Annotated in this window: 24 protein-coding genes; 15 read left to right on the forward strand and 9 right to left on the reverse strand. The window is 67.8% G+C overall.

What is annotated here, in order from left to right; all coding sequences use genetic code 11:
* Nucleotides 1-255: 255 nt before the first annotated feature.
* The 5 genes from CTB96_RS03285 to CTB96_RS03305 all read left to right on the forward strand — a co-directional run bounded on the left by CTB96_RS03285 (nucleotide 256) and on the right by CTB96_RS03305 (nucleotide 3488).
* Nucleotides 256-1302, forward strand: a complete 1047-nt coding sequence (locus tag CTB96_RS03285; protein ID WP_181397112.1) for a helix-turn-helix transcriptional regulator — start codon at nucleotides 256-258, stop codon at nucleotides 1300-1302.
* 80 nt (nucleotides 1303-1382) lie between these two features.
* Nucleotides 1383-2111: an META domain-containing protein gene (locus CTB96_RS03290; RefSeq protein WP_181397113.1), complete on the forward strand. Its 729-nt coding sequence runs from the start codon at nucleotides 1383-1385 to the stop codon at nucleotides 2109-2111.
* Nucleotides 2112-2134: 23 nt separating this feature from the next.
* Nucleotides 2135-2467: a DUF4190 domain-containing protein gene (locus tag CTB96_RS03295; protein WP_110125476.1), complete on the forward strand. Its 333-nt coding sequence runs from the start codon at nucleotides 2135-2137 to the stop codon at nucleotides 2465-2467.
* 70 nt (nucleotides 2468-2537) lie between these two features.
* Nucleotides 2538-2915: an SHOCT domain-containing protein gene (locus CTB96_RS03300; protein WP_110125477.1), complete on the forward strand. Its 378-nt coding sequence runs from the start codon at nucleotides 2538-2540 to the stop codon at nucleotides 2913-2915.
* 72 nt (nucleotides 2916-2987) lie between these two features.
* Nucleotides 2988-3488 carry a glutathione peroxidase gene (locus tag CTB96_RS03305; RefSeq protein WP_110125478.1) on the forward strand — a complete coding sequence of 167 codons (501 nt, stop codon included), beginning with the start codon at nucleotides 2988-2990 and terminating at the stop codon, nucleotides 3486-3488.
* 81 nt (nucleotides 3489-3569) lie between these two features.
* Here CTB96_RS03305 and CTB96_RS03310 read toward each other — a convergent pair whose 3' ends face one another.
* A complete protein-coding gene (locus tag CTB96_RS03310; protein ID WP_146215740.1) occupies nucleotides 3570-4274 on the reverse strand; it encodes a hypothetical protein in 705 nt (234 codons plus the stop codon).
* 79 nt (nucleotides 4275-4353) lie between these two features.
* Nucleotides 4354-5661: an NtaA/DmoA family FMN-dependent monooxygenase gene (locus CTB96_RS03315; protein ID WP_110125480.1), complete on the reverse strand. Its 1308-nt coding sequence runs from the start codon at nucleotides 5659-5661 to the stop codon at nucleotides 4354-4356.
* Nucleotides 5662-5792: 131 nt separating this feature from the next.
* Between CTB96_RS03315 and CTB96_RS03320 the strand changes: the two genes are divergently transcribed.
* Complete coding sequence (locus tag CTB96_RS03320; protein ID WP_110125481.1) at nucleotides 5793-6431, forward strand: polysaccharide deacetylase family protein; 639 nt, start codon at nucleotides 5793-5795, stop codon at nucleotides 6429-6431.
* Nucleotides 6432-6807: 376 nt separating this feature from the next.
* Here CTB96_RS03320 and CTB96_RS03325 read toward each other — a convergent pair whose 3' ends face one another.
* The 4 genes from CTB96_RS03325 to CTB96_RS03340 are packed head-to-tail and all read right to left on the reverse strand — an operon-like array spanning nucleotide 6808 to nucleotide 12083.
* Entirely contained in the window at nucleotides 6808-8133 is a 1326-nt protein-coding gene (locus CTB96_RS03325; protein WP_219993200.1) for an NtaA/DmoA family FMN-dependent monooxygenase, read from the reverse strand.
* A gap of 11 nt (nucleotides 8134-8144) precedes the next feature.
* On the reverse strand, nucleotides 8145-9467 hold the full coding sequence (locus CTB96_RS03330; RefSeq protein ID WP_110125483.1) for an NtaA/DmoA family FMN-dependent monooxygenase: 1323 nt from the start codon (nucleotides 9465-9467) through the stop codon (nucleotides 8145-8147).
* A 36-nt stretch (nucleotides 9468-9503) separates the two neighbouring features.
* Complete coding sequence (locus CTB96_RS03335; protein ID WP_110125484.1) at nucleotides 9504-10787, reverse strand: NtaA/DmoA family FMN-dependent monooxygenase; 1284 nt, start codon at nucleotides 10785-10787, stop codon at nucleotides 9504-9506.
* 12 nt (nucleotides 10788-10799) lie between these two features.
* On the reverse strand, nucleotides 10800-12083 hold the full coding sequence (locus CTB96_RS03340) for an NtaA/DmoA family FMN-dependent monooxygenase (RefSeq protein WP_219993201.1): 1284 nt from the start codon (nucleotides 12081-12083) through the stop codon (nucleotides 10800-10802).
* A 249-nt stretch (nucleotides 12084-12332) separates the two neighbouring features.
* Between CTB96_RS03340 and CTB96_RS03345 the strand changes: the two genes are divergently transcribed.
* From CTB96_RS03345 to CTB96_RS03375, 7 genes are all read left to right on the forward strand, one after another.
* Entirely contained in the window at nucleotides 12333-13199 is an 867-nt protein-coding gene (locus tag CTB96_RS03345; RefSeq protein ID WP_181397114.1) for a GntR family transcriptional regulator, read from the forward strand.
* The gene (locus tag CTB96_RS03350) at nucleotides 13196-13834 is read left to right on the forward strand and encodes a UTRA domain-containing protein (protein WP_110125487.1); all 639 of its coding nucleotides are present in this window, start codon (nucleotides 13196-13198) and stop codon (nucleotides 13832-13834) included. Before CTB96_RS03345 ends, CTB96_RS03350 begins: the two co-directional genes overlap by 4 nt.
* Nucleotides 13835-14053: 219 nt before the next feature.
* Entirely contained in the window at nucleotides 14054-15691 is a 1638-nt protein-coding gene (locus CTB96_RS03355; RefSeq protein ID WP_146215741.1) for an ABC transporter substrate-binding protein, read from the forward strand.
* A 47-nt stretch (nucleotides 15692-15738) separates the two neighbouring features.
* A complete protein-coding gene (locus CTB96_RS03360) occupies nucleotides 15739-16602 on the forward strand; it encodes an ABC transporter ATP-binding protein (RefSeq protein ID WP_110125489.1) in 864 nt (287 codons plus the stop codon).
* Nucleotides 16599-17408 (forward strand): ABC transporter ATP-binding protein, encoded by an 810-nt coding sequence (locus CTB96_RS03365; RefSeq protein WP_110125490.1) that lies wholly within the window; start codon nucleotides 16599-16601, stop codon nucleotides 17406-17408. Before CTB96_RS03360 ends, CTB96_RS03365 begins: the two co-directional genes overlap by 4 nt.
* A complete protein-coding gene (locus tag CTB96_RS03370) occupies nucleotides 17401-18441 on the forward strand; it encodes an ABC transporter permease (protein ID WP_110125491.1) in 1041 nt (346 codons plus the stop codon). The genes CTB96_RS03365 and CTB96_RS03370 overlap by 8 nt, the downstream gene beginning before the upstream one ends.
* The gene (locus CTB96_RS03375; RefSeq protein ID WP_110125492.1) at nucleotides 18441-19343 is read left to right on the forward strand and encodes an ABC transporter permease; all 903 of its coding nucleotides are present in this window, start codon (nucleotides 18441-18443) and stop codon (nucleotides 19341-19343) included. Before CTB96_RS03370 ends, CTB96_RS03375 begins: the two co-directional genes overlap by 1 nt.
* A 451-nt stretch (nucleotides 19344-19794) precedes the next feature.
* On the opposite strand, the gene CTB96_RS03380 is transcribed toward CTB96_RS03375, so the two are convergent.
* The 3 genes from CTB96_RS03380 to CTB96_RS03390 are packed head-to-tail and all read right to left on the reverse strand — an operon-like array spanning nucleotide 19795 to nucleotide 23980.
* Nucleotides 19795-21378, reverse strand: coding sequence for a carboxylesterase/lipase family protein (locus tag CTB96_RS03380; RefSeq protein WP_110125493.1), 1584 nt, complete (start codon nucleotides 21376-21378; stop codon nucleotides 19795-19797).
* 22 nt (nucleotides 21379-21400) lie between these two features.
* Nucleotides 21401-22702 carry an NtaA/DmoA family FMN-dependent monooxygenase gene (locus CTB96_RS03385; RefSeq protein WP_110125494.1) on the reverse strand — a complete coding sequence of 434 codons (1302 nt, stop codon included), beginning with the start codon at nucleotides 22700-22702 and terminating at the stop codon, nucleotides 21401-21403.
* On the reverse strand, nucleotides 22703-23980 hold the full coding sequence (locus tag CTB96_RS03390) for an NtaA/DmoA family FMN-dependent monooxygenase (RefSeq protein ID WP_219993202.1): 1278 nt from the start codon (nucleotides 23978-23980) through the stop codon (nucleotides 22703-22705). It lies immediately after the preceding gene.
* Between the two features lie 251 nt (nucleotides 23981-24231).
* On the opposite strand from CTB96_RS03390, the gene CTB96_RS03395 reads away from it, so the two are divergent.
* Both CTB96_RS03395 and CTB96_RS03400 read left to right on the forward strand, forming a co-directional pair.
* A complete protein-coding gene (locus CTB96_RS03395) occupies nucleotides 24232-24795 on the forward strand; it encodes a dihydrofolate reductase family protein (protein WP_110125496.1) in 564 nt (187 codons plus the stop codon).
* The gene (locus CTB96_RS03400; protein ID WP_110125497.1) at nucleotides 24792-25724 is read left to right on the forward strand and encodes a carbohydrate kinase family protein; all 933 of its coding nucleotides are present in this window, start codon (nucleotides 24792-24794) and stop codon (nucleotides 25722-25724) included. The genes CTB96_RS03395 and CTB96_RS03400 overlap by 4 nt, the downstream gene beginning before the upstream one ends.
* The last annotated feature ends 171 nt before the right edge of the window (nucleotides 25725-25895 follow it).

Here is a 25895-nt window from a genome sequence, read left to right on the forward strand (position 1 = left end):
GGAATGGCGCACGTCTGCACACGTGCTGGCGCGAAATTACGTGCGGGGCGCATCTCGAGGGGGCGCCCCACCGCCGACAAGCCCGTGAATACGGGCTGAACGGCGGGGTGAGCATCTGTCAAGTGATTGCCTGCGAGGGTGCCCAGCAGCTATGTTGAGGCGTAAATCTGCGGCCTGCTCTGAGGCGAGCTACCGCCGCCGGCCAAAGGGGATGCCATGTGGGTACCGATTTCGCTGACCGCAATGCAACATATCGTGTCGCAAGCCGATCGGCCGGTGCCGCTGCCGGACCGGGCGATAGAAGTCATCGCTCAGCGATTCTTCGTACCGGAGTCGACGGTTTTCCACTTCTCGGCGCAGAAGCGAGTGGTGGGCAACACCTCCGTCACCCTCACCACGCAGTCCGCGTTCAGGTTCGACGGCAAGACCGAAGTGACCCCGGGCATCCTGCACGTGGGCTACATGCTCCACGGAGCCATGAGTATAGGCCTCAACGGCGCCCAAGCCAGGTCGTTCAAATCGATCAGCGCCTACACGGTGCCCAGCTGGGATTCGGCACGACTGGAGAGCCTGGAGATCACCAGGGGCCTGGACATTCAGGTGCCGCAGGCCCGCCTGGTGGAGCGTGGGGTGCGGGTGCGCACAGAGCACCAACCCGTGGACAGCACCGGCTCGCTTGGCATGCCGTTGCGACTGTTCGCCTTGGCGATCATCGAAAGTGCGTGGGCGCCGGGCGGAGCGGCCAGCCTGATGGTGGAGCGTACGATCGAGGACCTGGTGGTGGGCCTGCTGATGGAGGGCGACGGTTACGCCATGGACAGCGAAGACCTGCGCCTGGGCCTGCGGGTGCGGGCGCTTGCGCAGATCGACGAACGACACCATGATCGCGGCCTCACGCCGGCCAGCCTGGCCGCCCAGCTCGGCGTCTCCCTGCGGCACCTGCAGCGGGCATTCGAGGGCAGCGGGAAGACCGTCGCCCAGCAGATCGCCAGGGCCAGGGCCGAATCGGCCGGGGTGCTGCTGTTGATGCCGAACTCGAACGGTCTGACGATCGCCGACGTGGCCGCCAGGGCCGGATTCAGCTCGACCTTCGAGCTGCGGGCCGGCTTCAAGGCCCGCTACAACATGCTGCCCTCCGAGTACCGCGCCCATGGCGCTGCCCGCGCCCGGCCGGCCCAGCCCGGGGCTGGAATCGAGGTAGCGGGCGTGGCTGGCGGGCTGGGATTCGGTGTGGGCGCCGGAGTCGCCGTTGAAGCCGCCGCCATGGTGATCGAGTCGATTCCTGCGCCTCGGGGTGGATGATTCCGCGCCAACTCGATCGAGAGGCCGCGGCTCCCCTGCATAGTGGGCAGGAGAATTCTCCGCAGCTGAAAGGTGCCCGCATGACGATCGTCACTCCTGCCAGACTCGTCGTCGTCGCGGCGGTGCTATTTGCCCTCACCGGCTGCTCGGCCGCGTCTGACCCGACGGCCACGAACACCGCGGGCTCGGTGCAGCCCGGCGCGCTGGTGGGCACCTGGGTCATCGACCACACCTTCGACGGCCCAGAGCAACCATTCGTCTCGTTCGTGCAGGACAACACTTGGAGCGCCTCCGACGGATGCAACCGGGTGCAGGGCACCTGGAAGATCGACGACGCAGGCACGCTCACCACCACCTCCGGACCGCAGACCATGATGGCGTGCGACGGCGCCCAACTTCCCCTGGCAGTTTCCCAGGGCACCAGTGTCTCGGTCGACGGCGACGCGCTGGTCATCCACAGTTCGTTCGACTCGACCACGACCGACCTGATCCGCTCCACCGACAGCACCGTCGGCCCGCAGGGACTCCCGATCGGCTATTGGGTCGAGTCGGCTACGCCCCAGGCTCCGTTCCTCTCCATCCAGGCCGACGGTACCTACTCCGGCAATGACGGCTGCAACGTAATCCTGGGCAACTGGGAGCAGGCCGACGACGAGGCCATCCTGCTCACCGACGGCGTCTCGACCCTGATGGCCTGCGAGGGTGTAGACACCTGGCTGAACCAGGCCGTGAAAGGCAACGTGCGGTCCGGGGTCATGACCCTGCAGGCAGAAGACGGCACCGTCCTCGGGCAGCTCAGCGCACGCTGAGCCCGAACTGAAGCAAGGACGCCATGGGCACCTATCCGATCACCATCGTTGTCGTCCTCGCCGCCGCCATCGGCGCGATCTTCCTGCTCCGCTTCGGCATCAAACAGAACGCAGCCGCGCAGAAAGTGACTCCCCCACCGGGAGCCACGAGTCTCCTTGCCATCCTGAGCCTGGTCGCCGCGATCATCGTCGCCCCGATCGGCGTCGTGCTCGCCCACATAGCGCTCTCCCGCATCGCCGCGGGCGAGGCCTCCGGCCGGCGGTTTGCCTGGGCCGCGCTCTGGATCGGCTACGTGCTAATCGTGGTCGAGCTGGCCGCCATCGTGGTGATCTACCAAAACCAGTACTGGATGTAAACCTTCCCCCCTGCGCTCAAACGGACGCAGATCGCACCACCCACAGCGTTTCGAGAAAGAGAGAGTAATCATGACCAACTTCTGGGACTTCATCTGGGCGAGCTTCGTCGTCTTCGCCTTCGTGGTCTACCTGATGATCCTGTTCTCGGTGATCGCGGACCTGTTCCGTGACCAGGCGTTGAACGGCTGGTACAAGGTCCTGTGGATCATCTTCCTCGTCTGGATCCCGTACCTCACCGCGTTCGTCTACCTGATCGCCCGCGGCCGGGGCATGACGGAGCGCCAGATCGAGGCCGCCGAGCGCGGCCAGAAAGCCACCACCGAGTACATCCGCCATGCAGCAGGCGTGGGCGGTGCCACCGAGATCGCGCAGGCCAAGGCGCTGCTCGACGCCGGCACCATCACCGAGGATGAGTACGCGGCCCTCAAGGCGAAGGCCCTGGCTTAGGAAGGGCTCAATCCTGCTGAGAATTGCCGGCGGAATCGGTTACGTGCTTCAATTTCGAAGTACTCTGTGAGCATGAACATTCGCGAGATTCCCCTCACCGCCGCCGACGGCTCCACCACCTCGCTGGCGGCCTACGCGGACAAGGTCGTGCTCGTGGTCAACGTGGCCTCGCGCTGCGGCCTCACCCCGCAGTACGAAACCCTGGAGCAGTTGCAGCGCACCTACGCCGACCAGGGCTTCACCGTCCTCGGCTTCCCGTGCAACCAGTTCGGCCTCGGCGAGACCGGCTCCAAGGAGAAGATCGAGGCGTTCTGCTCCACCACCTACGGCGTCACCTTCCCGCTGATGGAGAAGACGAAGGTGAACGGCGGCTCGCGGCATCCGCTCTACGCCGAGCTCACCCAGACGCCGGATGGCGCGGGCAAGGCCGGCAAGGTGAAGTGGAACTTCGAGAAGTTCGTGATCTCGCCCGCCGGCGAGGTGCACCGCTTCCGCCCGACCACCCTCCCCGACTCCCCCGAGGTGATCGCCGCAATCGAGTCCGGCCTGGCCGAGCTGCACCCCGCCGCCTAATACGTCGCCTAACTGTTGCCCGTGCGGACATCTGCGTCCGGTGCGCCGGGCGCAAAAGACCGCTTCGGCAACAGTTAGCCCCTAGAAGCCGATCTGAGCTCCGCGCACCTGGGTGATCTCCACGTCGAAACCGGGATACAACACCGGGCGGATGGCGTCCGCCAACTGTTCCAGCTGCCCGCCGTCGAGCACGATGGGATCGTCGTTGTCGTCGGAGTCGGGGTAAAGCTCGATTTCGACGGTGACGGTGAACACATTGACCGAGGCCATCATGCCCTGCGTCCCTACGGCGGCCTGCACGAGGTCGACGGCAGGATTGAGCTGTGATTGCGCGTCGAGCTCCGTGAAGCCGACGTTCTCGTGTAGCTCGTACGGGTCGCCGACCGCATCGAGAATGGCGAGGGCCTCCGGTGGGGCGTCGGCCTTGAAGCTCATGCCGAAGCCCTCGTCGGTGATGTAACCGTAGGCGTAGTCGTCGGGGAAGGCCTCCTGCACCGCGTTGATCGCCAGGTTTTGCGGCGTTTGGCGGTCGGATATCGCCATCTCCTGTTCCACCGTGAACGAGTCCCAATCCACGGGAGCCCGGACGGGCTCCGGCACCGGCGTGGCCGAGACCACTCTGGTGGCCGGCGCATCCGGTGGCGCGGCATCGGTAGAGGAGGGTTCGGCCTCCGCGGCCGCCAGCAGCGGCGGCACGGCGAGCGCGGCGCACACACCCACAGCCAGGATGACCACCCCGGCCACGATCAGCCTTTTTCGCGTGCCGCTACCGCCGCTGCCAGCCATCCGAACCCCCGTCGTCTGGTGCCGAGGCTATCCCAGGTGAGCGGATGTCCGCTGGCCCCCGTCCGCACCCCGAGCCAGGTCAGAAGGCGAGCAGATTCTCCTTCAGGGTGGCGTGGGTGTACTCGGTGCGGGCGAGGCCGCGGCGCTGCAGTTCGGGCACGAGGCCGTCTACGATCTCGGCCACGGCCTGGCGGCTGAGCGCACCGGAGATCAGGAAGCCGTCGCCACCGACCTGCTCCATCGCATCCTGCATCTGCTGCGCCACGGTAGCCGGGGTGCCCACGAACGGCACCGCGTTCAGGCTCGGCATGGAGGCCAGCTCGCGCAGGGTCTTGGTGCCGGCGTCGCCGCCCTTGCGCAGGAACGCCTCGAGGGTGGTGCGGTGGCCGTTGGTGGTGATCTCCGGCACCGGGGCATCCAGGTCGAACTGGGTGAAGTCCACGTTGGTGAGGGCGCTGAGGTGGGCCAGGGCGATGTCCATACCCTCGGGGGTCATCACGGCGCGGCGGGCGGCCTTGGCCTGGGCGAGTTCATCGGTCTCGTCGAGCACCGGGCTCACCACGAAGAGCACCTTGCAGTCGTCGGGGTTGCGGCCGGCCTCCACCATGCGGGCACGGATGTCGTCGCGGTATGCCTTCATCTCCGCCACTCCGGTAGCGGAGCAGATGATGGTGTTGGCGTGCTTGGCGGCGAACGCGCGGCCGCGGGGGCTGCCGCCGGCCTGGCAGAGGGCGGGCTGGCCCTGTGGGCCGGGCATCATGTTGAGCGGACCGCGCACCTTGTAGTACTTGCCGTCGTGGTCGATCGGGTGAACCTTGGTGTGGTCGGCGAAGACGCCGGTCTCGCGGTCGCGCACCAGCGCGCCCGGGTCCCACGAGTTCCACAGGCCCTTGACGACCTCCACGTATTCGTCGGCCATCTCGTAGCGTTCGTCGTGCTCGTAGTGCAGGTCGAGGCCGAAGTTCTGCGCGGCGCGGTCTTCGCTCGATGTCACCACGTTCCAGCCGATCCGGCCGTGGGTGAGGTTGTCGAGCGTGGCGTACATCCGCGCCGTGATGAACGGCGGGTAGAAGCTCGTGGACGCCGTGGCGATCAGGCCGATGTGCTTGGTGTGCTCGCCGAGCTTGGCCATCAGCGGCAGCGGATCCTGCTTGGGTGCGTACATGTTGTACTTCAGGTCAGTCGCCATCGAGCCGCCGTGCACGTCGGACACCATCAGCGAGTCCTCGAACATGACGAAGTCGAACTTGCCGCGTTCCATCATCTTCACGATGTCGACGTAGAACTCCCCGTCGATCCAGCTCTCGTCGTTGTTGCCGTCGAACTGGCCGAGCCAGGACGGTGAGGAGAAGTTGAGGAACCAGCCGAGGTGGAATTTGTTTGCCATGACCGAAGGTTAGAAACGGCGCATTTCCCCTCCGCTACACGACGGCACCCAGGGCATTACGCGAGGGCGGCGCAATACGCGAGCAACACGACATCGATCCCCCGAAACAGCCGCCGCCTAGCGTGTGGGTCATGACAGACACCGGCGCGCCCCGCCCGCACACCACCAACCTGTATTCCTTCGACCCACACGGCACCACGGTGGCGTGGACCGTCGACGACGGTACCAACGCCGAGTCGATCCGCCGGTTCGCCCTGTTCGTGGCCGAGACCGGGGTGCGCGTCACCCTGTTCCCCTGCGGCAGCTACCCCGGCTGGGCCGAGCACGCCGCGCTGTGGCGACCGCTCGTGGCCACCGGGCAGGTGCAGGTGGGCAACCACACCTGGTCGCACCGGGAGTTCACCGACCTCACCGACGACGAGATCATCGAGGAGCTCACGCTCAACGAGGAGTTCTTTCTGGAGCACTACGGCGTGAGCACCAAGCCGTACTTCCGTCCGCCCAACGGCTCCCGCGACGACCGCACGGATGCCGCGGCCGCCCGCGCCGGCTACACCGTGCAGGCCATGTGGAGCAGCCTGCTCGTGGAGGGGCCGACCCGCACGGCCGACGAGCTCATCGAGTCGGCCGGAGTAGCCTTCCACCCGGGCGGCATCGTGATCGGCCACCTCAACTTCGACGCCATGCAGGATGCGCTGCCCGCCCTGCTGGACGCCATCACCACGGCTGGCCTCCGCTCGGTCACCATCCGCGACGTCTTCGCCGCCTAAGCGGCGAGACGACCCGCACGAGACACCCATTCGCTGGTCGAGCCTGTCGACGCCGTGCTGAGCCTGTCGAAGTAGACCCGGTGAGACGACCTGCGGATGCCGCGGCAGCGACACGCAGGCACGTCACGAGGTCTCGACAAGCTCGACCAGCGGGATGGGCACGACACACAGACGGGACCAGCACGTCTCAGTGCGCCGACCTCCGCGACGCACCCCATCGCTGGTCGAGCCTGTCGAGACCCGGTGAGACGACCTCCGGATGCCGCGGCAGCGACACACAGGCACGACGCGAGGTCTCGACAAGCTCGACCAGCGGGATGCTCGATCAACGGGAAGCTCGACCAGCGGGATGCTCGACCAGCGCGGGCGGAGGGCCTCAGTCGTTGGAGAGCAGGCGCTGCTTGAAGTAGCCCTCGGGCTGGGTGCTGCGCACCAGGCCGCGGCGCTGCAGCTCGGGCACGAGGCCGTCGCAGACCTGGTCGATGTAGCGGCGGGTGATCATGCCGCCGCCGCCGGCGAAGATCAGGAAGCCGTCTCCGCCGACCTCCTCGAAGACCTCCTGCATCTGGTCGGCCACGGTCGCCGGGGTGCCGCAGAGCGGTACGGCCTCGAACTCATCGCTTGCGGCGGCCTCGCGCAGCGGCCGGCCGGCGCCCCACTTCTGGAACGCGGCCAGGATGCTCTTGCTGCCGTCGGTGCTCATCTCGGGCAGCGGCTGGTCGAGGTCGAACTGGGCGAAATCGATCTCGTCGCTCATCATCAGCAGCCGGCGCTGGGCGCGCTCGTCGGTGATGGCGAACCGCTCGGCCCGGCGCCGAGCGGCGAGTGCGTCGGTCTCCTCGATGAACGGCGACACCATGTAGAGAATGCGGATGTCGTCGGGGTTCCGGCCGAACTCCACCGCCTTGGCGCGCACCTCGTCGCGGTACTGGCGCATCTCGTCCACGCCCTTGGCGCTGGACACGATGGTGTCGGCGTGCTTGGCCGCGAACGAGCGCCCCTGCGGGCTACCGCCGGCCTGGAAGATCGGCGGGCGGCCCTGCAGCGGCGGCAACGCGTTGAGCGGGCCGCGCACGTCGAAGAACCGGCCGTGGTGGTCGATGGTGTGCACCCGGTCGGAGTCGACGTAGGTGCCGGTCTCCCGGTCCATCACCACGGCATCCTGGTCCCACGAGTTCCAGAGCTTGGTGACGACCTCGACGAATTCCTCGGCGATTTCGTAGCGCTCGTCATGTGGCGGCAGCTGGTCCATGCCGAAGTTCTGCGCCGACAGGTACCCGGATGACGTGACGATGTTCCAGCCCACCCTTCCCTCGGTGAGGTGGTCGAGAGTGGTCATCAGCCGGGCCAGCAGGAACGGCTGGTAGAAGCTCGTGGACATGGTGGCCACGAAGCCGAGCTGCTCGGTCGCGGCGGCGAGCAGCGGAATCAGCGGCAGCGGGTCGTTCTTCGGCGCCCGCACGGTGTGCTTGAGCTCCGCCTGGGACGAGCCGCCGTAGATGTCGGCGATGTAGGTGGAGTCCTCGAGCATCATCACATCGAAGTTCGCGCGGTCCAGGGCCCGGGCCATGTCGACGAAGAACTCGCCGGTCATCCACTCGGCGCCGGCGTTGCCCGACCAGGGCTGGTTCCAGGCCGGGGTGAGGTAGTTGATGAACCAGCCCAGACGCATCCGGTTCTGTTCGGTCGTGTTCGAAGGCATTGCAGCACCCATCAGAAGGCCAGGAGGTTGTCGCGGAAGGTGGGGGCACCGGCGGGGCCGGCGGTGAGGTAATCGGTGCGGGTGAGGCCGCGCGCCTGCAGCGCGGGCACGAGGCCCTCGGTGACCTCGCCGATGTACGGGCGGGTCATCGGTCCGGAAATGAGGAAGCCGTCGCCGCCGACGTGGGCCATGACCTCGCCCATCTGGTCGGCGACGGTGTCGACGCTGCCGACCAGGTCGACCGCGTTGATGTTCCAGCCTGCGGCCACCTCGCGGAGGGTGCGGCCGTCATCGCCGAGCTTCAAAAACTCGGCCAGGGTGGTGCGGTGGCCGTTGGTGGTCACGTCGCCGGGCACCGGGGCGTCCAGGTCGAACTGGGAGAAGTCCACCTCGGTGAGGGCGCTGAGGTGGGCGAGCGCCCGCTCCACGTTGGCCTCGGCCGAGACGGTGCGGGCGGCCCAGATCTCCTGCGCCTCCGCGTCGGTGGCGGCCAGCAGCGGGCTCACGATGAAGAGCACCTTGATGTCGTCGGGGTTGCGTCCGGCAGCGGTGGCCCGAGCACGGATGTCGTCACGGTAGGCCTTCATCCGCTCCACCCCGCGGGACTGGGCGATGATGGTGTCGGCGTGTTCTGCGGCGAACTGGCGGCCGCGCGGGCTGCCGCCGGCCTGGCAGATCACGGGCTTCCGCTGCGGTCCGGGCATCGCGTTCAACGGCCCGCGCACCTTGTAGAACTCACCGTCGTGGTGGATCGGATGCACCTTGGTGTGGTCCACATACTGGCCGGTCTCCCGGTCCATCAGCAGGGCGCCGGGCTCCCAGGAATTCCAGAGCTGGTCGACCACCTCCACGAACTCGTCGGCCCGGTCATAGCGGGAATCGTGCTCCTCCAGCGTGGCCCGGCCGTAGTTCTGCGCGGCGCGGTCCTCACTGGACGTGACGATGTTCCAGCCGGCCCTGCCACCGGTGAGGTGGTCGAGCGTGGTCATGGTGCGGGCCAGCTGGTACGGCGGGTAGAAGCTGGTAGACGCGGTGGCCACGATGCCGAGGTTCTTCGACGCCGCCGCGAGCAGCGGCACGAGCGGCAACGGGTCGTGCTTGGGCGCGTACAGGTGGTGCTTGAGGTCGGCCCGCGATGAGCCCTCATAGGCGTCCGAGACCATCGAGGAGTCTTCGAGCATGATGTAGTCGAACCTGGCCCGCTCGAGTGAGCGGGCCATGTCCTGGTAGAACTTGCCGTTCGCCCAGGTGGCGCCGTTCTGGCCGCTGAACTGGCCCTCCCAGACGGGCGGGGAGAAGTTCGTGAACCAGCCCAGGTGGAATTTGTCGGTCATCGGGCGCCTTTCGAAAAGCTGCAAGCAGGAGAAGGGTCAGTACGCGGTGAGGTTGCCCCGCAGGGTGTCCGCGCTGTACTCGGAGCGGATCAGGCCACGGCGACGCAACTCCGGGGCGAGGTCGCCGGCGATGTCGGCGATGGCACGCGGAGTGACCGGGCTGTTCACCAGGAATCCGTCGCCACCGACCTCCGCCATCACGGCCTCCATCTGGTCGGCCGCCGTCGCGGGCGAGCCCACGATCTCCAGCGACGGGATGATGGTCCCGGCGATCTCCCGCAGGGTCTGGTGCTCACGCCCCGCGAACATCTGCGCCGTGGTGGTCTTCGCCGCGTTGGTCGAGATCGGCGGCACGGGCGCATCGAGGTCGAACTTCGCGAAGTCGATGCCGCTGGCGAACGACATGTAGGCCAGCCGGCCTTCGATGTCCGCCGACATCTCGGCGTGGCGACGACGCTGCAATTCGAGGGCGTCCTCGTGGGTGTCACCGATGATGAAGTCGGTGAGGAAGAGCACCTTGACCGAATCCGGGTCACGCCCGGCATCGACCAGGCCCGCACGGATGTCGGTGCGGTACTGCTTCATCCACTCGATCGTGCCGCTGGGCGCGACGATGGTGTCGGCGAACCTGGACGCGAAGGCCCGGCCCACTGGCGAGCCGCCGGCCTGGCAGATCACCGGGATGCGCTGCGGCCCCGGCGGCACGTTCAACGGGCCCCGGCTGGAGAAGTAGGTGCCCGCGTAGTCGGACTGGTGGATCTTGGTGTGATCGGCGTAGACCCCGTTCACGACGTCATCGAGCACGGCGTCCTCATCCCACGAGGTGAGCAGCGCGGTCACGGCCTGGGCCCAGTCGGTGGCGATGGCGTAGCGCTCGGAGTGGTCCCAGTGCTTGTCCATGCCGTAGTTCTGCGCGGTGCGGTCGTTGTGCGCGGTCACCAGGTTGAAGCCCACCCGGCCACCCGAGAGGTGGTCGAGCGTGGTCATCAGCCGGGCGGCGAGGAACGGCGGGTAGAACGACGTGGTCATCGTGGCGATGAGGCCGATCTTCTCGGTGGAGGCCGCCAGCAACGGCACCAACGCCATCGGGTCGTGCTTGGGCGACGCGAACCCGGTGCGCAAGGAATGCTCCATGGACGAGCCGTAGGCATCCGGGATGAACGAGCCGTCTTCGATCATGAGGTAGTCGAAGCCGGCCCGCTCGAGGGCCCGGGCGAAGTCGACGTAGACGTCGGTGTTGGGGAACAGCCCGCCGCGGTCGGAGTGCGGGGCGTGCCAGGCCTGCGTGGAGAAGCTGAGGAACCAACCGAGGTGGAACATGGCGGCCCTTCCCTAGTAGGCGAGCAGGTTGTCGCGGAAGGTCGAGTGCTCGTACGACGGGCGGATGAGGCCCTGTTTGCGGAGCGCGGGAGCCAGGCCGTCGGCGATCTCGGTGATGTTCTGCCGGGTGACGGGCTTGGCGATCAGGAAGCCGTCGCCGCCGGCGTAGTCCATGTACTCGCCCATCTCCGTGGCGATGGACTCCGGCGTGCCGATCAGCGGCACCGATTCCTGCGTGCGGTGGTTGGTGACGGCCTCGCGGATGGTGGCGCCGGAGCGGGCGAAATCGTTCATGGTGCTCTGGTGGCCCTCGTTCTTCGACAGGTCGGGGAACGGCTCGTCGTAGTCGTACTTGGACCAGTCGGTGCTGGTGAAGTAGGAGAACCCGGCCACCTGCGCGTCGATGTTCTCGGCGGATGCCTTGAGCATCGCGGCGTTCTTCTCCTCGGCCTCGGCCTTGGAGTCGGCCAGCACCGGGCTGATCAGGAACAGCACCTTGACGTCCTTGGGGTCGCGACCCAGGGCGATCATGCGGGCGGAGACGTCGTCGCGGTAGGACTTCATCTCTTCGACGCCCTTGACGGCGGCGATGATGGTGTCGGCGTTGCGGGCACCGAACTCACGTCCGGCATCCGACCCGCCGGCCTGGCAGATCACCGGGTGCCGCTGCGGGCCCGGGATGGTGTTCAGCGGGCCGCGGGAGCGGTAGTACTTGCCCTCGAAGTCGACGGTGTGCACCTTGGTGTGGTCGGCGAAGACACCGTTGACCTCGTCGAGAAGTACCGCGTCCTCATCCCACGAGTCCCACAGCGCCTTGACCACGTCGACCCACTCGTTGGCGCGGGCGTAGCGCTCGTCGTGCGGGATGAGGTCTTTGAGGCCGTAGTTCTGCATTGCCGATTTGTTGCTCGAGGTGACCAGGTTCATGCCCACCCGGCCGTTGGTGACGTGGTCTAGGGTGGAGAACAACCGGGCCGCCATGAACGGGTGGTAGAACGACGTGGAGATGGTCGCGACGATGCCGATGTTCTTGGTCGCGGCGGTGAGGAACGGGATCAACGGCACGGGGTCGAACCGGATGGTGCCACCGTTCTTGACCGACGACTCGAAGGTGCCGCGGTGCACATTGGGCAGCACTGAGGAGTCTTCCAGCATCATGTAGCTGAAGCCGGCCCGCTCCAGCGAGGTCGCCATGTCGACGAACAGCTGCGGGTTGCCGACATCCTGGCTGACATTGCCCGACCAGCGCTGATTCCAGTTGTAGACGCCGAAGCCGGTGCCCATGAACCATCCCATGTGAAACATGCAGTACCACTTTCCGATTCTCGTGAGGTTGTTGCAGACCAGTAGAAGCGCGGCGTATTTCGCCCGATGGCTGACAGTGTTTCCCGCGTATTACGCTCCCGTGGCGGGTCGAAAGGCCCCGGACATTACGACCAATCGAGGGTCTCGTTTCGCGCTCGTTACGCCATCTCCGTTCCGCCCCATCCCGAACGGGGGACACGTATATTGAGGTTTCTGCCCATAAAACGACAGGTGGTCCAGATGTCCTTCACTCACAACGAGCTTCGAGCGGTTGAGTTCCAGCGCCAGCGCCTCCTGTCCCAGCCCACGCTGCACACCTCGTCGCGGCGCACGTACGAGCAGCTGCGCGCCAGCATCCGGGTGGGCCTGACCGACCCGGACACCCAGTTTCGTGAGCTGACCATCTCGCAGGAATTCGGTGCCAGCCGCAACTCGGTACGGGTGGCGCTGGCGATGCTCGCGGCCGACGGGCTGATCACCCGGGGTCCCAGGCGGGGCACGATCCTCACAAAGCAGATCATCGACTTTCCGGTCGACCGGGTACTGCCGCGGTACTTCGACATCGACCCGGAGACCGCCACCCACGGCATGGTCGTGCTCGACCTCGAGTCCGCTGTTCTCACCACCCCGGCCCTCATCGCCGAACTGCTCGACACCGATGCCGACCGCATCGCCAGCTACGAACAGATGGCCATCTTCGACGGCGAACCGGTCTATGTGCGTTCCGGCGTCTCCCCGATCACCTACGACGCCGACCAGTACTTCGCCCGCCTCGTGGCCTGCAATGCCGCCGTGGCCGCCATCACCGACGCCAGCCTCGCGGCGCCGGTCGGCAGCGAACCGCCGGCCGACGGCATCGAGATGGAGATGGTCTTCGAGCTTCTGTTCGGGGTGCCGTTCGGCCACTGCCGCAGCCGGGTGGAAGTGGTGCCGGCCGACGAACACCTGTCCAAGCTGCTCGGCATCGACCAGGGCTCCCCTCTCTTGCAACGGCAGCAGGTGAACTACGACACCTCGGGTATCGCCCGGGAGTTCAGCTTCACCCACTACCGCGGTGACCGCGCCACCCTCACCAGCCAGCGCACCTACGCCAAGGCCGCCGAATGAGCGCCGCACTCGGCTGGGACGCCGTACCCGGCGACCGCGCTGCCGTGCCGTCCAGCGACATCGCGCAAAGCGCCCAGGCCATGCTCGCCGGCTGGCGGCCCGAGCAACCCGTGATGGCGCCTGGCAACACCGTGCACCGCATCGCGCTCGACCAGCATCCGGAGCGCCGCGGCGGCAGTATCGACCAGCCCGACGCCGAGATCGTGCGGATGCGCCTGGTCGAGCATGCGCTCGTGGCTCCGTCACCGTTGATCAAGGCGCTCATGCGCACCGACGAGTTCGCGGTCTCGATGCTCGAACAGTTGGGCAGCATCGGCGACCAACCGATTTTCGTACGGGTGAGCTATCACCTGGTGGGCGACTTCGAGGCCACCGCCCGGCGCCTGCGCACGCCGGCGCCGGAGGGCTCCACGATGACCACCGAGGAGTCGTTCCGGTTCCACTTCGGTGTCGACCTGCTCTCAAACGATGTCAGCGTCGAAGCCGTGCGAAGCGACCGCCGCACCGCAACGGCGATGCGCGTGCCGGTGGGGGCGCCCATGATCCTGCGCCAGATGCTGCTCACCGACGAACACGGCTGGGTGCGTGAGCTCAGTTTCACCCACTTCCGCGCCGATCGCGTGACGCTGGAATGATGTCGGCACCACGGCCCGCTTACGCCGGGGCAGCGAAATCTAGAGGAAACGTTTAAGTCGTGGTGCGGTAACACCTGCCACGCACACTTGGATCAGGCAGCCGCTCGAACCACCCTCTCGAGTTACCGGAAGCGCCCCAAGGGCCCCTTCCACTCACAGTCTCCTTACCCTCCGCGAGCCCGATTAGTCGTGCCCGCAATAATCGCATCGGAGTACGCAGTGTCCTCTTTCCGTAAACGCATCCTCTCGGCCACCGCCGTGGCGCTGTCGGTCGGCCTTCTGGCCACCGGCTGCAGCAACCTCGCCCCCTCAACGGAGGCCGCGGCCGACGGCACAGTCGTGGTCGTCGTCCCCGAGCTCTCCACCCAGCTCTCCTTCGACACCAGCTACGCCATCACCGCGTCGTACTTCGACACGTCACTGGCCCTGAACGCCACCCTGATTCGCAAGCCGTACATCGAGAGCGACCAGGCCGGCACCACCGAGCAGGACCTCTACAACTTCGAGGGCGTGCTCGCCGAGGACTACACCGTGAGCGACGACGGTCTGACCTACACGTTCAACCTGCGCGAGGGCATCATGAGCGAGATGGGCAACGAGCTCACCAGCGAAGACGTCGTCTGGTCGTACCAGCGCAAGTTCGGCGCCGCCACCAGCATCGTGCCCTACGTGACCGCACCGGCCATCGTCTCGGCCGACCAGTTCGTGGCCACCGACAAGTACACCGTCACGGTCACCGTCGAGAAGCCGGCCTACGGCTTCACGCTGCTGTCGACCATGGCCGACATCACCGGTGACATCTACGACTCCACTTACCTCAAGGAGAACGCCACCGACGCCGACCCGTGGGCCACCGAGTTCACCTCGGGCCGTTACGACTTCGGTTTCGGCGCCTACACCGTCGAAAGTGTCGACCCGGGCTCCGAGATGGTGCTCGTGGCCAACGAGAACTACGCGCTGGGCACCCCGGAGATCACCCGCATCATCCAGCGGGTCGTGCCGGACGCCGGCAACCGCGCCCAGGCGCTGAAGAACGGCGACGCGGATGTGGCGCTCGGCCTGCTGGCCGCCGACCTGAACGAGCTCGAATCCGACGACTCGGTGCTCGTACCCGAGAAGGCCCGCAACGGCTACCTCGTCTTCTCGCTGAACACCAAGCTCGCCCCGTTCGACGACCTGGCCGTGCGCAAGGCCTTCACCAGCGCCATCGACTACGACCAGATCATGAGCGAGGTCTACCAGGGCCGCGCGGTGAAGAAGAACACCATGCTCTCCACGGATGCACCGGGCTACGACGGCACGGGCCTGCCCGACTGGGAGTACGACCCCGAGGCCACCAAGGCCGCACTGGAAGCGGCCGGCTACACCGAGAACGTGCCGGTGACCATCAGCGTCAGCAACGAGAACCAGTCGATCTCCGACCTGGCCGTGTCGATCAAGAGCTCCGCCCTGGCGGCCGGCTTCGACGTGACCGTTGAGGCACTGCCGGCCACACAGATGCAGGAGAAGGCGGCCGGCGGACAGGTGCAGGCCACCATCGGCAACGGTGAAGCCATCTCACTCACCCCGTCGTACCAGCTGCAGCTGCTGACCACGCCCGGTTCCTCGTCGAACTACGCCCAGTGGGACAGCCCCACCTTCCAGGCCCTCGTCGCCGCCGGTGACGCGATCGCCGACCCGCTCTCCGAAGAGGGCGGCAAGGCCTGGAACGCCGCCGAGAAGTACTGGCTCACCGAAGAGGTGCCGCACATCTTCCTCGGCCAGACCGGGTCGGACTCCGCCGTCGCATCCACTCTGGACGGCTGGACCTGGCGCACCGACCACGCGGTCGACCTGTCCGTCATGACCCAGGACTAAGCCGGCTCCACCCGGCACTAGTCCGACTCCCGAAAGGCACAGATCGCATGAGCAGCACCGAATCCCTCCTCGAGGTCGTTGGCCTCACCATCCACTACCCCGGCCAGGAAACCAACGCGGTGGACGACGTGAGTTTCGGCATCGGCGAGGGCGAGATCGTCGCCCTCGTCGGGGAGTCGGGCTCGGGCAAGTCCACCCTGGCCCGAGGCGTGGCCGGACTGCTCACAGACCCCGCGATCGACGTGACCGCCACGGCGTTGCGCTTTGATGGTGCCCCCATCAAGCGCAACGTCGGGGCGGTGCTGCCCAGCCGGGTGCCGGGCGTGACCATGATGTTCCAAGACGCCAGCACGTCGCTCGACGTGGTCTGGACCGTTGAGGAGCAGCTCCTCGCGATCCTGCGCAACACCGAACGCATCTCCAAGAAGGCCGCACGGGACCGGGCCCGCACGTGGCTGGACCGGGTCGGCCTGGCCGACACCGACCGGGTGATGGGCTCCCGGCCCTACGAACTCTCCGGCGGCATGCGGCAGCGGGTGATGCTGGCCCTCGCCCTGGCCGGCTCGCCCCGCCTGCTGATCGCCGACGAACCGACCAGCGCCCTGGACGCCTCGCTCTCCCGGCTGTCGATGCAGCTGCTCACCAGCCTGAGCAGCGAGCTGAACACCGCGCTGCTGATCGTGAGCCACGACATCGCGATGTGCACCGAATTCTCCGACCGCACCCTGGTGATGTACCACGGCGCGATCGTCGACCGGGGCGCATCCGCCACGCTCGCCGAAACCGTCGTGCACCCCTACGCCCAGGGCCTGCTGGCCTGCGTGCCCTCCTTCGAACACCTCGATGACGACGAACTGCCCACCCTGGACTCGTTCATGAACGGTCCGAAAGCCCAGGAAGCGATCTCATGACCACCGCAGAATTCGTGCTCGAGAACGTCGTCAAGCGTTTCGGGTCCAAGACCGGCCACGTGGCCGTGAACAACGTCTCCACCCGCTTTTCCAACACCCAGGCCGTCGGCATCATCGGCGAATCCGGGTCGGGCAAGTCCACCCTCGGCCGCATGCTCTGCGGCCTGGAGAACCCCACCTCCGGGTCCATCCGGTTCAACGGTGAAGAGCTCGCCGACATCCGCCGGTCCCGCCCGCGGTTGGAGGAGTTCCGCCGGGAAGTGCAGCTGATCGGCCAGGACACCACCTCGTCGTTCGACCCTCGGCACTCGCTGCGCGAATCGATCATGTACCCGGCGATGAACCTCGGCGGCCTCAACCGCCGTGACGCTTACGACAAGACCGACCAGGTGCTGTTGCAGCTCGGCCTCGCGCCGGCCATGGCCGACCGGGCCGCCGGCAGCGTCTCCGGCGGCCAACGCCAGCGCTTCGCCATCGCGAGGGCGCTGATCGTGGAGCCGCGGATCCTCGTCTGCGACGAGGTCGTCTCCGCGCTCGACGTCTCAGTGCAGGGCGGCATCCTGAATTTTCTCAAGACCTTCAGCCGCACCCGCGAGGCCGGCATCATCTTCATCTCGCACGGCCTGCCCGCCACCGCGTTCATCTCCAGCGAGCTGCTGGTGATGTACCAGGGCGGCATCGTCGAGAGCGGCCCCACCCGCCAGGTCGTGACCGACCCGGCGCACGATTACACGAAGAAGCTGCTCGCCGGTTATCACAACGTCGACTCCGCCGACGAGACCCAGAAGGAGTCCCGCGTTGCTTGATTTCCTCGCCCGCCAGCGCTGGTGGTTCACCCGCCTGCTGATGCTGCCCCTGCACCTCCTGGTCTTCACCATCATCACCTTCCTGCTGCTGCGGATGGTGCCCGGTGACCCCGTGATCGGCGTGCTCGGCGCCAACTACACCGACGAGGCCTACCTGGCGATGCAGAAGAGCCTTGGGCTCGACGGCACCGTCTGGCAGCAGCTCGGCAACTACATCACCAACCTCCTGCAGCTCAACCTGGGCCAGTCCATCTCGACCGGCGAACCGGTGATCGTGAGCCTGATGGACCGGCTCCCCGGGACCCTCGAACTGGCCGTGCAGGGACTCGTGCTCACCATCATCGTGAGCGTGCTGCTCTCCCACCTGGCCGTGTTCCACCCGCGCAACATCGTTTCCAAGGCGATCATCGTGTACTCCCGGGCGGCCGGCGCACTGCCGGAGTTCGTGCTCGCGATCGTGGCCCTGTTCGTGTTCTACGCCGTGCTGCACTGGGCACCTGCCCCGCTCGGCCGGCTCGACACCGGGCTGCCGCAGGAGACGCTGATCACCGGGTTCCCGTTCCTCGACACCATCATCCAGGGCTACTGGGTGGGCACCATCTCGATGGCTCAGCACCTGGTGCTGCCGTTGATCGTCATGGTCATCGCCCAGTCCGCCGTGGTGGTCAAGCTGCTCGCCTCCGGGCTGCAGGGCGCCATCGAGGACCCGGCCACCGCGTTCCGCATCACCACCGGCAGCGGCCGCACGGCCACCACGCTGAGCATCTACCGCCGCGCGGCCCCCTCGGTCGTGACCCTGGTCGGGCAGATGTTCGGCTACCTGGTGGGTGGCACGATCGTGATCGAGACCCTCTTCGGCTTCGCCGGCGTCGGCTCGCTCGCCGTGAAGGCCGTGCTCACCACCGACTACCCGGCGATCCAGGGCTTCCTGCTCGTGATCGCCGCCATCACCCTGATCGTCTACATGCTCGTCGACCTCGCCGTGATGATCATCGACCCCCGGCGCCGCCCGGGTGCAGTTGGGAGCAACTGATGACCACAATCGCCCGCGCACCACGTTCAGTGGCGGACCTCCGCGCCGAACGCCGCCGCTACGCCGCCAAGCTGCCGCGCCGCCGCATCCACATCTCGCTGCTGCTGCCCGCCCTGACCATCGTGGCGATCGCCGTCTTCGGTCCGGCGCTCACCCCGTTCGACCCGATCCAGACCAGTGGGCCTGCCTCCACCGCGCCGAACGGCACGCACTGGTTCGGCACCGACAGCGCCAGCCTCGACATCTTCTCCCGCACCATCGCCGCCGCCAGGTACAACCTCTCGATCGCGTTCGTGGCCACCGTGCTGTGCACCGCGATCGGGGTGCTGTTCGGTGTCATCATCGGCAGCCTCGAGTCCGAGCGCAGCCTCGCGGGCCTCGCCGCCCGCGGCACCACCCGGCTGTTCGACCTGCTGCAGGCCATCCCCGGCATCCTGATCGGCCTGGTGATCGTCACCTTCTTCGGCGCCTCGATCTCGTCACTGGCCGTCGGCACAGCGATCATCCTCGCCCCGGTGCAGATGCGACTGGTGCGCATCGAGGTGCTACGGGTGCGCAAGGAGGCCTACCTCGACGCGGCCCGCATGAGCGGCCAGACCGAGACCCAGCTGATGCTGCGACACGTGATGCCCAACTCGGTGTGGGTGGCGCTGGAGAACATGTCGTTCCTCTTCGCCGCCAGCATGCTGCTCACCGCGGCGCTCGGCTTCGTGGGTGTCGGCCTGCAGCCGCCCACACCGGAGTGGGGCTCGATGCTCTCCTCCGCCACGAACGACGCCCTCAGTGGACGCTGGTGGCCGGCCGCGTTCCCCGCCGCCGCCCTGATGATCACGGTGTGGGCATTCGCGAACGCCTCGCACGCCCTGTTCGGCCGCCCCGAGGGCGCCTCCGGCGGTCACTGACCCACGGGCACGCCCGCATCCCTCCCCCCCTCCCCTAACTGTTCCCCGAACGGACATTTGCGCCCGGTACGCCGGCCGCAGATGTCCGATCGGGGAACAGTTTTGGGTCCTGGGTCCTGGGTGCTGGGTGCTCGCTTTCTGATCTGGAAGGTCTCGCCAGAGCGGCCGCAAGGTCACCTCAGCGCAGCTGAAGTGACCACATGGCCGCTTTCGCGCACCTGCCCGCACGCGAACCTCCACGAGAGCGGGCGAACGGTCGCTTCCGCGCTGCCGAAGTGACCACACGGCCGCTCTCGCGCACCTGCTCTCGCGCGAACAACCGCACGCGAACCTCCACGAGAGCGGGCGAACACGAGAGCGGGCGAACACGAGAGCGGGCGAACGGTCGCTTCGGCGCAGCTGAAGTGACCAGATGGCCGCTCTCGCGTACCTGCCGGTGGTGTGGGGAGGGTCAGGGGGTGAAGGCGAGGCGGGCGCCGGCGTAGGTGGTGGCAACGGTGACGAGGTCGGTGGGGGTGCCGGGGGCATCGTCGTAGCGGAGCACCGGTTGGGCGGCGGTGTCGCCGGCCTCCGGGTTCCAGGCGGGCCAGCCGGGCGCTCCGCCGGCGATGAAGGCCACCGCGGCACCGTGCACCTCGTCGGCCAGGCGCTGCGGCGGGGTGGGTCCGGTGAGGCCGTCGACCTGCGGTGCATCGAGGTTGTCGAAGAAGAACGGCAGGTCGAGGGTGTGCACGGCACCGCCCGCCACGGGCGACCAGGCGAAGGCCCAGAGCCAGGTGCGCGCGGCGGATGCCGACCGGCGCACGGCGGCGGCGCGCGCCTCGGCCACCCGCACCGTCAGGCCTCGGATGGCCCGGTCGGAGGCGAACTGGCCGAGCACCGCGGCGGTGCCGAGCCGTGGATGCGCCGCGACGTAGGCCTCCGCGGTCGCTGCCGGCAGACCCAGCTCGGCCAGCATGGCAGCGGCGTCGGCGCCGGCCAGCTCCTCGGTGAGCCCGTCGAGGGCGGCAGTGAACTCGTGGTCGGTGCTGCCCAGCAGCAGAGGCTTGGTCGCACCGGTCCCGGCGCGCACCGCCTCGACCGTGGGCAGCGGGATCAGATCGCCGTCGACCACCGGACCGAACGGCAGTCCGCCGGTGATGGTGTTCGCGATCTCGCCCAACGCGCCGGCGGGTGAGCCGGGCGCGAAGGCCGTGGCCGGGGCCTGCAGTGCGATCAGCTGGTCTTCCGTGCGGGCAGCCAGGCCGGCCCGGGTGGGGGCGACGCCGGCCAAGGCGGCCAGGCGGCGGCCGAGCGCCTCGGCGCGCGCCGGGTCGACGTAGGTGGGCACGCCGGAGATCGGTAGCGCCTGGGCGAAGAGCGACTGCGCCCGGGGCATCGTGAGCAGAGTGAAGACCGCGCCGCCGCCGGCGGACTGGCCGGCGATGGTGACCCGGGCGGGGTCGCCGCCGAAGAAGGCGATGTTCTGCTGCACCCAGTCCAGGGCGAGCAGCCAGTCCAGTACGCCCCGGTTGAGCGGGGCGTCCTCGATCCAGCCGAAGCCGTCGAAGCCGAGCCGGTAGGACACATTCACGGTGACCACACCGTGCCGGTTGAACGCCGCGCCATCCGCCCACGGGCTCGACGGCGACCCGGCGATGTAGGCGCCGCCGTGGATGTACACCAGTACCGGCAGGCCGCCACCGGCCGGGGCCGCGGTGGGGTGCGGCGTGAACACGTTCACGTTGAGGGTCGACTCGCCCGGAATGCTCGGGTGCGGCACATCGGGCGTCTCCCGACCCGTCGCGCGCTGCGGCGTTGCGCCGGGGCTGCCGGCATCCCGGACGCCGGGCCAGGGCGGATGCGGCACGGGCGCGAGAAACCGCAGCTCCCCCACCGGTGGCGCCGCGAACGGGATGCCGAGGAACGCCGCCGAGCCCGGCCGCCAGCGACCGCGCACGATCCCGGCGGTGGTGGTCACGTCGACGGTGCCGGCGGCGGATGCGCCGGTCGCGCGGGTGTCGACGGCAACCGGCCCGGCGGAATCGATGGACATCTCTCGTTCTCTGGCTCTGCGGCTAGTACGCGAACAGGTTGTCGCGGAAGGTGCCCGGCAGATACCCGTCGCGGATGAGTCCGCGCCGGCGGAGCGCCGGGGCCAGGCCGTCGCAGACCTCGGTGATGTTCTTGCGGGTCACCGGCATCGCCACCAGGAACCCGTCGCCGCCGGCTTCCTGCATTGCATCGTCCATCTGCCCGGCCACGGTGTCGGGCGAGCCGACGAGCGTGACGGATGCCGTTCCCCGGCGCTGTGACGCCAGCGCCTCGCGCAGGGTCTTGCCCTCCGCCGCCTTGAGGAAGTCGTCGACCACGCTCTGGTGCCCGTTGTGCTTGCCGGTGAGGTCGGGAATCTCCTCGTCGAGCGCGAATTTCGACCAGTCCAGGCCGGAGATGTACGACATCCGCATCAGCGAGGCCTCGATGTTGCCCTCGTTCGCGGCGTCCATGCGGCGCTTCTTCTCGATCGCGTCGGCATCCGTGTCGGCGAGTACCGGCTCCACCAGGAAGAGCACCTTGACGTCTTTCGGGTCACGGCCGAAGCCGATCATGCGGCGGGAGATGTCGTCGCGGTAACGCTTCATGCCGGCCGGGCCGTCGGCCGAGGCGAGAATCGTGTCGGCGTGCTTGGCGCCGAAGTCCATGCCGGCGGGCGACCCGCCGGCTTGGCAGATCACCGGGTGGCCCTGCGGCGACGGCACGGTGTTGAGCGGCCCGCGGGTCTTGTAGAACTCGCCGTCGAAGTCGGCCCGGTGCACCTTGGTGTGGTCGGCGAACATGCCGCTCTCCTCGTCGAGGGTGAGCGCACCGGGCTCCCAGGTGTCCCAGAGCGTCTTGACCGCCTGCACCCACTCGTCGGCCATGCGGTACCGCAGGTCGTGCTCGTAGTGCTTGGCCAAGCCGTAGTTCTGCGCCGCGGCATCCGGGCTCGCGGTCACCAGGTTCACGCCCACCCGGCCGTGGCTGAGGTGGTCGAGGGTGTTCAGCAGCCGCGCCGCCAGGAACGGCGGGTAGAAGGTGGTGGCGGCGGTGGCCACGATGCCGAGGTGCTTGGTGGCCGCGGCCAGCAACGGGATGAGCGGCATCGGGTCCATCCGCACGATGCCGGCGCGCAGGGACTCCTCCATGGTGCCGCGGAAGGTGTCGGGGATGACCGAGGAGTCTTCCATCATCATGTAGTCGAACCCGGCCCGTTCGAGCGAGGTGGCCAGGTCGATGAACAGCTGAGGGTTGGCCAGGTCGGCCGCGGCATTGCCCGACCACTGCTGGTTCCAGCCGTAAGACCCGAAGCCGTAGCCCAGGAACCAGCCCATGTGGAACATCTAGAACTCCCGCAGGTTCTCGCGGAGCGTGGCCCCGGTGTACTCGCTGCGGATCAGGCCGCGGCGGCGCAGCACCGGCGCGAGGCCGTCGGTGATCTCGCTGATGTAGCGGCGGGAGAGCTGCCCGGCGATGAGGAACCCGTCGCCGCCGACCTCCTGCATGGCCTCCTCCATCACACTGGCGACCTCGTCGACGGTGCCGCTCACCTCGAGTGAGCCCAGTCGCACCGGCCGCTCGGCGATCTCCCGCAGCGTGGTGGTGGGGTCTGAACCCTGCAGCATGCCCAGGGTGGTGGACGACGCCGCATCCGTGTTGATGGTGGGCAGCGGGGAGTCGAGGTCGAACTGGGAGAAGTCGATGCCGCTGGTCCAGGAGATGCGGGCCAGCGCATCCTCCACGGTGGTGGCGTCGATGCGCTTCTTCTTGGCCACGGCTTCGTCGTGGGTCTCGCCGAACACCGGCGAGATGGTGAAGAGAATCTTGAGGTCTTGGGGGTCGCGGCCGAATTTCACCAGCCGCTCGTTCATATCGGCCCGGTACTCCTTCATGGCGGCGATGCCGGGCACGGATGCGACGACGGTGTCGGCGTGCCTGGCGGCGAGGTCCCGGCCCGCCGGGGAACCGCCGGCCTGGCACACCACCGGGCGGCCCTGCGGGGAGGGGATGGCGTTCAGCGGACCGCGGGACTTGTAGAACTTGCCCTCGAAGTTGATCGGGTTCACCTTGGTGTGGTCGGCGTAGATGCCGGCCTCGTAGTCGGCGACGACGGCGTCGGGCTGCCAGGAGGTCCAGAGCTGGTTGACGAGATCGATCCACTCGTCGGCCATCTCGTAACGCAGGTCGTGTTCGTAGTGCACGTCGCGGCCGAAGTTCTGCGCGGTGCGCACGTTGTGCGCGGTGACCAGGTTGATGCCGGCACGACCGTTGGACAGGTGGTCGAGGCTGGCCATCAACCGGGCCGCGGCGAACGGCGGGTAGTAGGGGGTGGCGATGGTCATGATCACGCCGAGGTGCCGGGTGGCCTGCATGATCAACGGCACCAGGATGGCCGGGTCGTGCTTGGGGGCGTGGTTGGCCTTGGCGAGGTAGTACTCGGCGGTGCCCTTATAGGCGTCGGGAATGAACGCACCGTCTTCGAGCATCATGTAGTCGAAGCGGGCTCGTTCCATGGCCTTGGCGAGCTCGACGTAGAGGTCGGGGCTGGTCCAGTCCCGGGCGGGTTCGCCCGACCAGTCCTTGCCCCAGCCCGGAACCGTGTAGTTGAGAAACCAGCCCATGTGGAACATTCGCAGTCCTGCCCTTCGTCGAAGTACTCCTGTCATTCCAGTGGCGGCGCATTTCCCGAATGGTGACACCGGGTTAACGCCGTATTGCGCCACCTCCGCGCCCGGCCGCTGCGATGGCCGCTGCGGTGGCCGAGGGACTGGCCCTGGGACTGGCCTCAAGACCTCCTGGGCGAGCAGAATGGATGCGCCACGCTGCCGTGAGCTCTCACCGCGGCGGCGCAACCGCGGAAGGGACACAACCCATGGGCATTCTGATCTGCACGGGCATCACCTCCCTCGACGGCTATATCGCCGACGAGAACGGCAACTTCGACTGGAGCGCACCCAGTGACGAGGTGCATACCTTCATCAACGACCTCGAACGGGCCGTCGGCACCTATCTCTACGGCCGGCGGTTGTACGAGGTGATGGTGGCCTGGGAGACCATGCACCTGGACGACGACAACCAGCCGGCCGTGATGCGGGACTACACCGCGCTCTGGCAGGCCGCAGACAAGATCGTCTACTCCAGCACCCTCACCGAACCGTCCAGCCGGCGCACCCGCATCGAGCGCAGCTTCGACCCGGAGGCGGTGCGGGAGCTCAAGCGCACCGCCTCCGGCAACCTGTCGATCGGCGGCCCGCACCTGGCCGCGCAGGCTTTCGCGGCCGGACTGGTCGACGAGGTGCAGCTGTTCGTCTCCCCGGTGGTGGTGGGCGGGGGCACGAAGTTCCTGCCCGACAACCTCGCCCTCTCGCTCGAGCTGAAGGATGAGTACGCCTTCCGCAACGGAGTGGTCTACCTGGGCTATACGGTGAAGCGATGACGCCTGACCGCCCGCTTGCCGCGAACATCCGTGCTCTCGTGATCGGGGAGGCTCTGATCGACATCGTGCGGCGCCCCGGCGCCGAACCGGTGAGCCACGCCGGCGGCAGCCCGATGAACGTGGCCTACGGTCTCGGCCGGCTGGGTGTGCCCACCACCCTGGTCACCCAGATCGGCGAGGATGCCTTCGGCGAGATCATCGCGACCCATCTGCGCACGGCGGGCGTGGATCTGTTGCCTGGCTCGGTCACGGCCGGTGCCACGTCGAGCGCCACCGCCACCCTCGACGCGACCGGCGCCGCCAACTACGACTTCGACCTGAGCTGGGAGCTGCCCGAGCTGGCGCTGCCGGAGCCGTGCACCCTGATGCACACCGGGTCGATCGGCGCGATCCTCGAGCCCGGCGCCCGCACCGTGCTGAGCGCGTTCACCGCCGCCCCGGCCGGCACCCTGCTGAGCTTCGACCCCAACGTGCGGCCGGGCATCATGGGCAGCCGGGACGACGTGGTGCGGGCCGTCGAGCGGCTCTCCGCCGCGGCCCATGTGGTGAAGATGAGCGACGAGGATGCCGCCTGGCTCTACCCCGGCCGCAGCCTCGACCAGATCGCGCGGGACTACGTGGCCGCCGGAGTGGCCCTGTTCGCCGTCACCCGCGGCGGCGAGGGTGCGCTGCTCCGCGCCGGCGGGGCCACGACCGAGCTGGCCGCGCATCCGGTGACCGTGGTCGACACCATCGGCGCCGGCGACTCGTTCATGTCCGGCTTGCTCTACGCGATTCTGGTCGGTGAGGCCACCGAGGCGATCCTGCAGAACGAGCTCGCCGCCAGCGATCTCGGCCGCCTCGGCCAGACCGCCCTGGCGAGCGCCGCGATCACGGTGTCGCGCGCCGGCGCCAACCCGCCCACCACAGTGGAGCTGACCGACCGCTGACCGACGGCACTCAGACCCCACTGGGCAAGTCAATCCCCTTGAACCCCGCCGCCGGCGGGGCTTTACTGAGCGCAAGTCGTCTCCTTTCGGGCCGACGGGCAAGAGGAAGTCTGGTGCGACATGGTGGTCCAAAGAACAGACGCTGCAAAAACCGACACTGCAGTGCAAGTC

It is taken from the genome of Cryobacterium arcticum (assembly GCF_003185895.1).
Taxonomy (GTDB): Bacteria; Actinomycetota; Actinomycetes; order Actinomycetales; family Microbacteriaceae; genus Cryobacterium; species Cryobacterium arcticum.

What these genes read in the sequence shown, in the direction of transcription:
- CTB96_RS03320 (WP_110125481.1), top strand. Translation starts at nt 5,793, where the DNA reads ATGACAGACACCGGCGCGCCCCGCCCGCACACCACCAACCTGTATTCC.
- CTB96_RS03340 (WP_219993201.1), bottom strand. Translation starts at nt 12,083, where the DNA reads ATGGGATGGTTCATGGGCACCGGCTTCGGCGTCTACAACTGGAATCAG.
- CTB96_RS03380 (WP_110125493.1), bottom strand. Translation starts at nt 21,378, where the DNA reads ATGTCCATCGATTCCGCCGGGCCGGTTGCCGTCGACACCCGCGCGACC.
- CTB96_RS03350 (WP_110125487.1), top strand. Translation starts at nt 13,196, where the DNA reads ATGAGCGCCGCACTCGGCTGGGACGCCGTACCCGGCGACCGCGCTGCC.
- CTB96_RS03315 (WP_110125480.1), bottom strand. Translation starts at nt 5,661, where the DNA reads ATGGCAAACAAATTCCACCTCGGCTGGTTCCTCAACTTCTCCTCACCG.
- CTB96_RS03360 (WP_110125489.1), top strand. Translation starts at nt 15,739, where the DNA reads ATGAGCAGCACCGAATCCCTCCTCGAGGTCGTTGGCCTCACCATCCAC.
- CTB96_RS03300 (WP_110125477.1), top strand. Translation starts at nt 2,538, where the DNA reads ATGACCAACTTCTGGGACTTCATCTGGGCGAGCTTCGTCGTCTTCGCC.
- CTB96_RS03325 (WP_219993200.1), bottom strand. Translation starts at nt 8,133, where the DNA reads ATGCCTTCGAACACGACCGAACAGAACCGGATGCGTCTGGGCTGGTTC.
- CTB96_RS03335 (WP_110125484.1), bottom strand. Translation starts at nt 10,787, where the DNA reads ATGTTCCACCTCGGTTGGTTCCTCAGCTTCTCCACGCAGGCCTGGCAC.
- CTB96_RS03400 (WP_110125497.1), top strand. Translation starts at nt 24,792, where the DNA reads ATGACGCCTGACCGCCCGCTTGCCGCGAACATCCGTGCTCTCGTGATC.
- CTB96_RS03385 (WP_110125494.1), bottom strand. Translation starts at nt 22,702, where the DNA reads ATGTTCCACATGGGCTGGTTCCTGGGCTACGGCTTCGGGTCTTACGGC.
- CTB96_RS03395 (WP_110125496.1), top strand. Translation starts at nt 24,232, where the DNA reads ATGGGCATTCTGATCTGCACGGGCATCACCTCCCTCGACGGCTATATC.
- CTB96_RS03295 (WP_110125476.1), top strand. Translation starts at nt 2,135, where the DNA reads ATGGGCACCTATCCGATCACCATCGTTGTCGTCCTCGCCGCCGCCATC.
- CTB96_RS03330 (WP_110125483.1), bottom strand. Translation starts at nt 9,467, where the DNA reads ATGACCGACAAATTCCACCTGGGCTGGTTCACGAACTTCTCCCCGCCC.
- CTB96_RS03305 (WP_110125478.1), top strand. Translation starts at nt 2,988, where the DNA reads ATGAACATTCGCGAGATTCCCCTCACCGCCGCCGACGGCTCCACCACC.
- CTB96_RS03345 (WP_181397114.1), top strand. Translation starts at nt 12,333, where the DNA reads ATGTCCTTCACTCACAACGAGCTTCGAGCGGTTGAGTTCCAGCGCCAG.
- CTB96_RS03290 (WP_181397113.1), top strand. Translation starts at nt 1,383, where the DNA reads ATGACGATCGTCACTCCTGCCAGACTCGTCGTCGTCGCGGCGGTGCTA.
- CTB96_RS03365 (WP_110125490.1), top strand. Translation starts at nt 16,599, where the DNA reads ATGACCACCGCAGAATTCGTGCTCGAGAACGTCGTCAAGCGTTTCGGG.
- CTB96_RS03310 (WP_146215740.1), bottom strand. Translation starts at nt 4,274, where the DNA reads ATGGCTGGCAGCGGCGGTAGCGGCACGCGAAAAAGGCTGATCGTGGCC.
- CTB96_RS03390 (WP_219993202.1), bottom strand. Translation starts at nt 23,980, where the DNA reads ATGGGCTGGTTTCTCAACTACACGGTTCCGGGCTGGGGCAAGGACTGG.
- CTB96_RS03375 (WP_110125492.1), top strand. Translation starts at nt 18,441, where the DNA reads ATGACCACAATCGCCCGCGCACCACGTTCAGTGGCGGACCTCCGCGCC.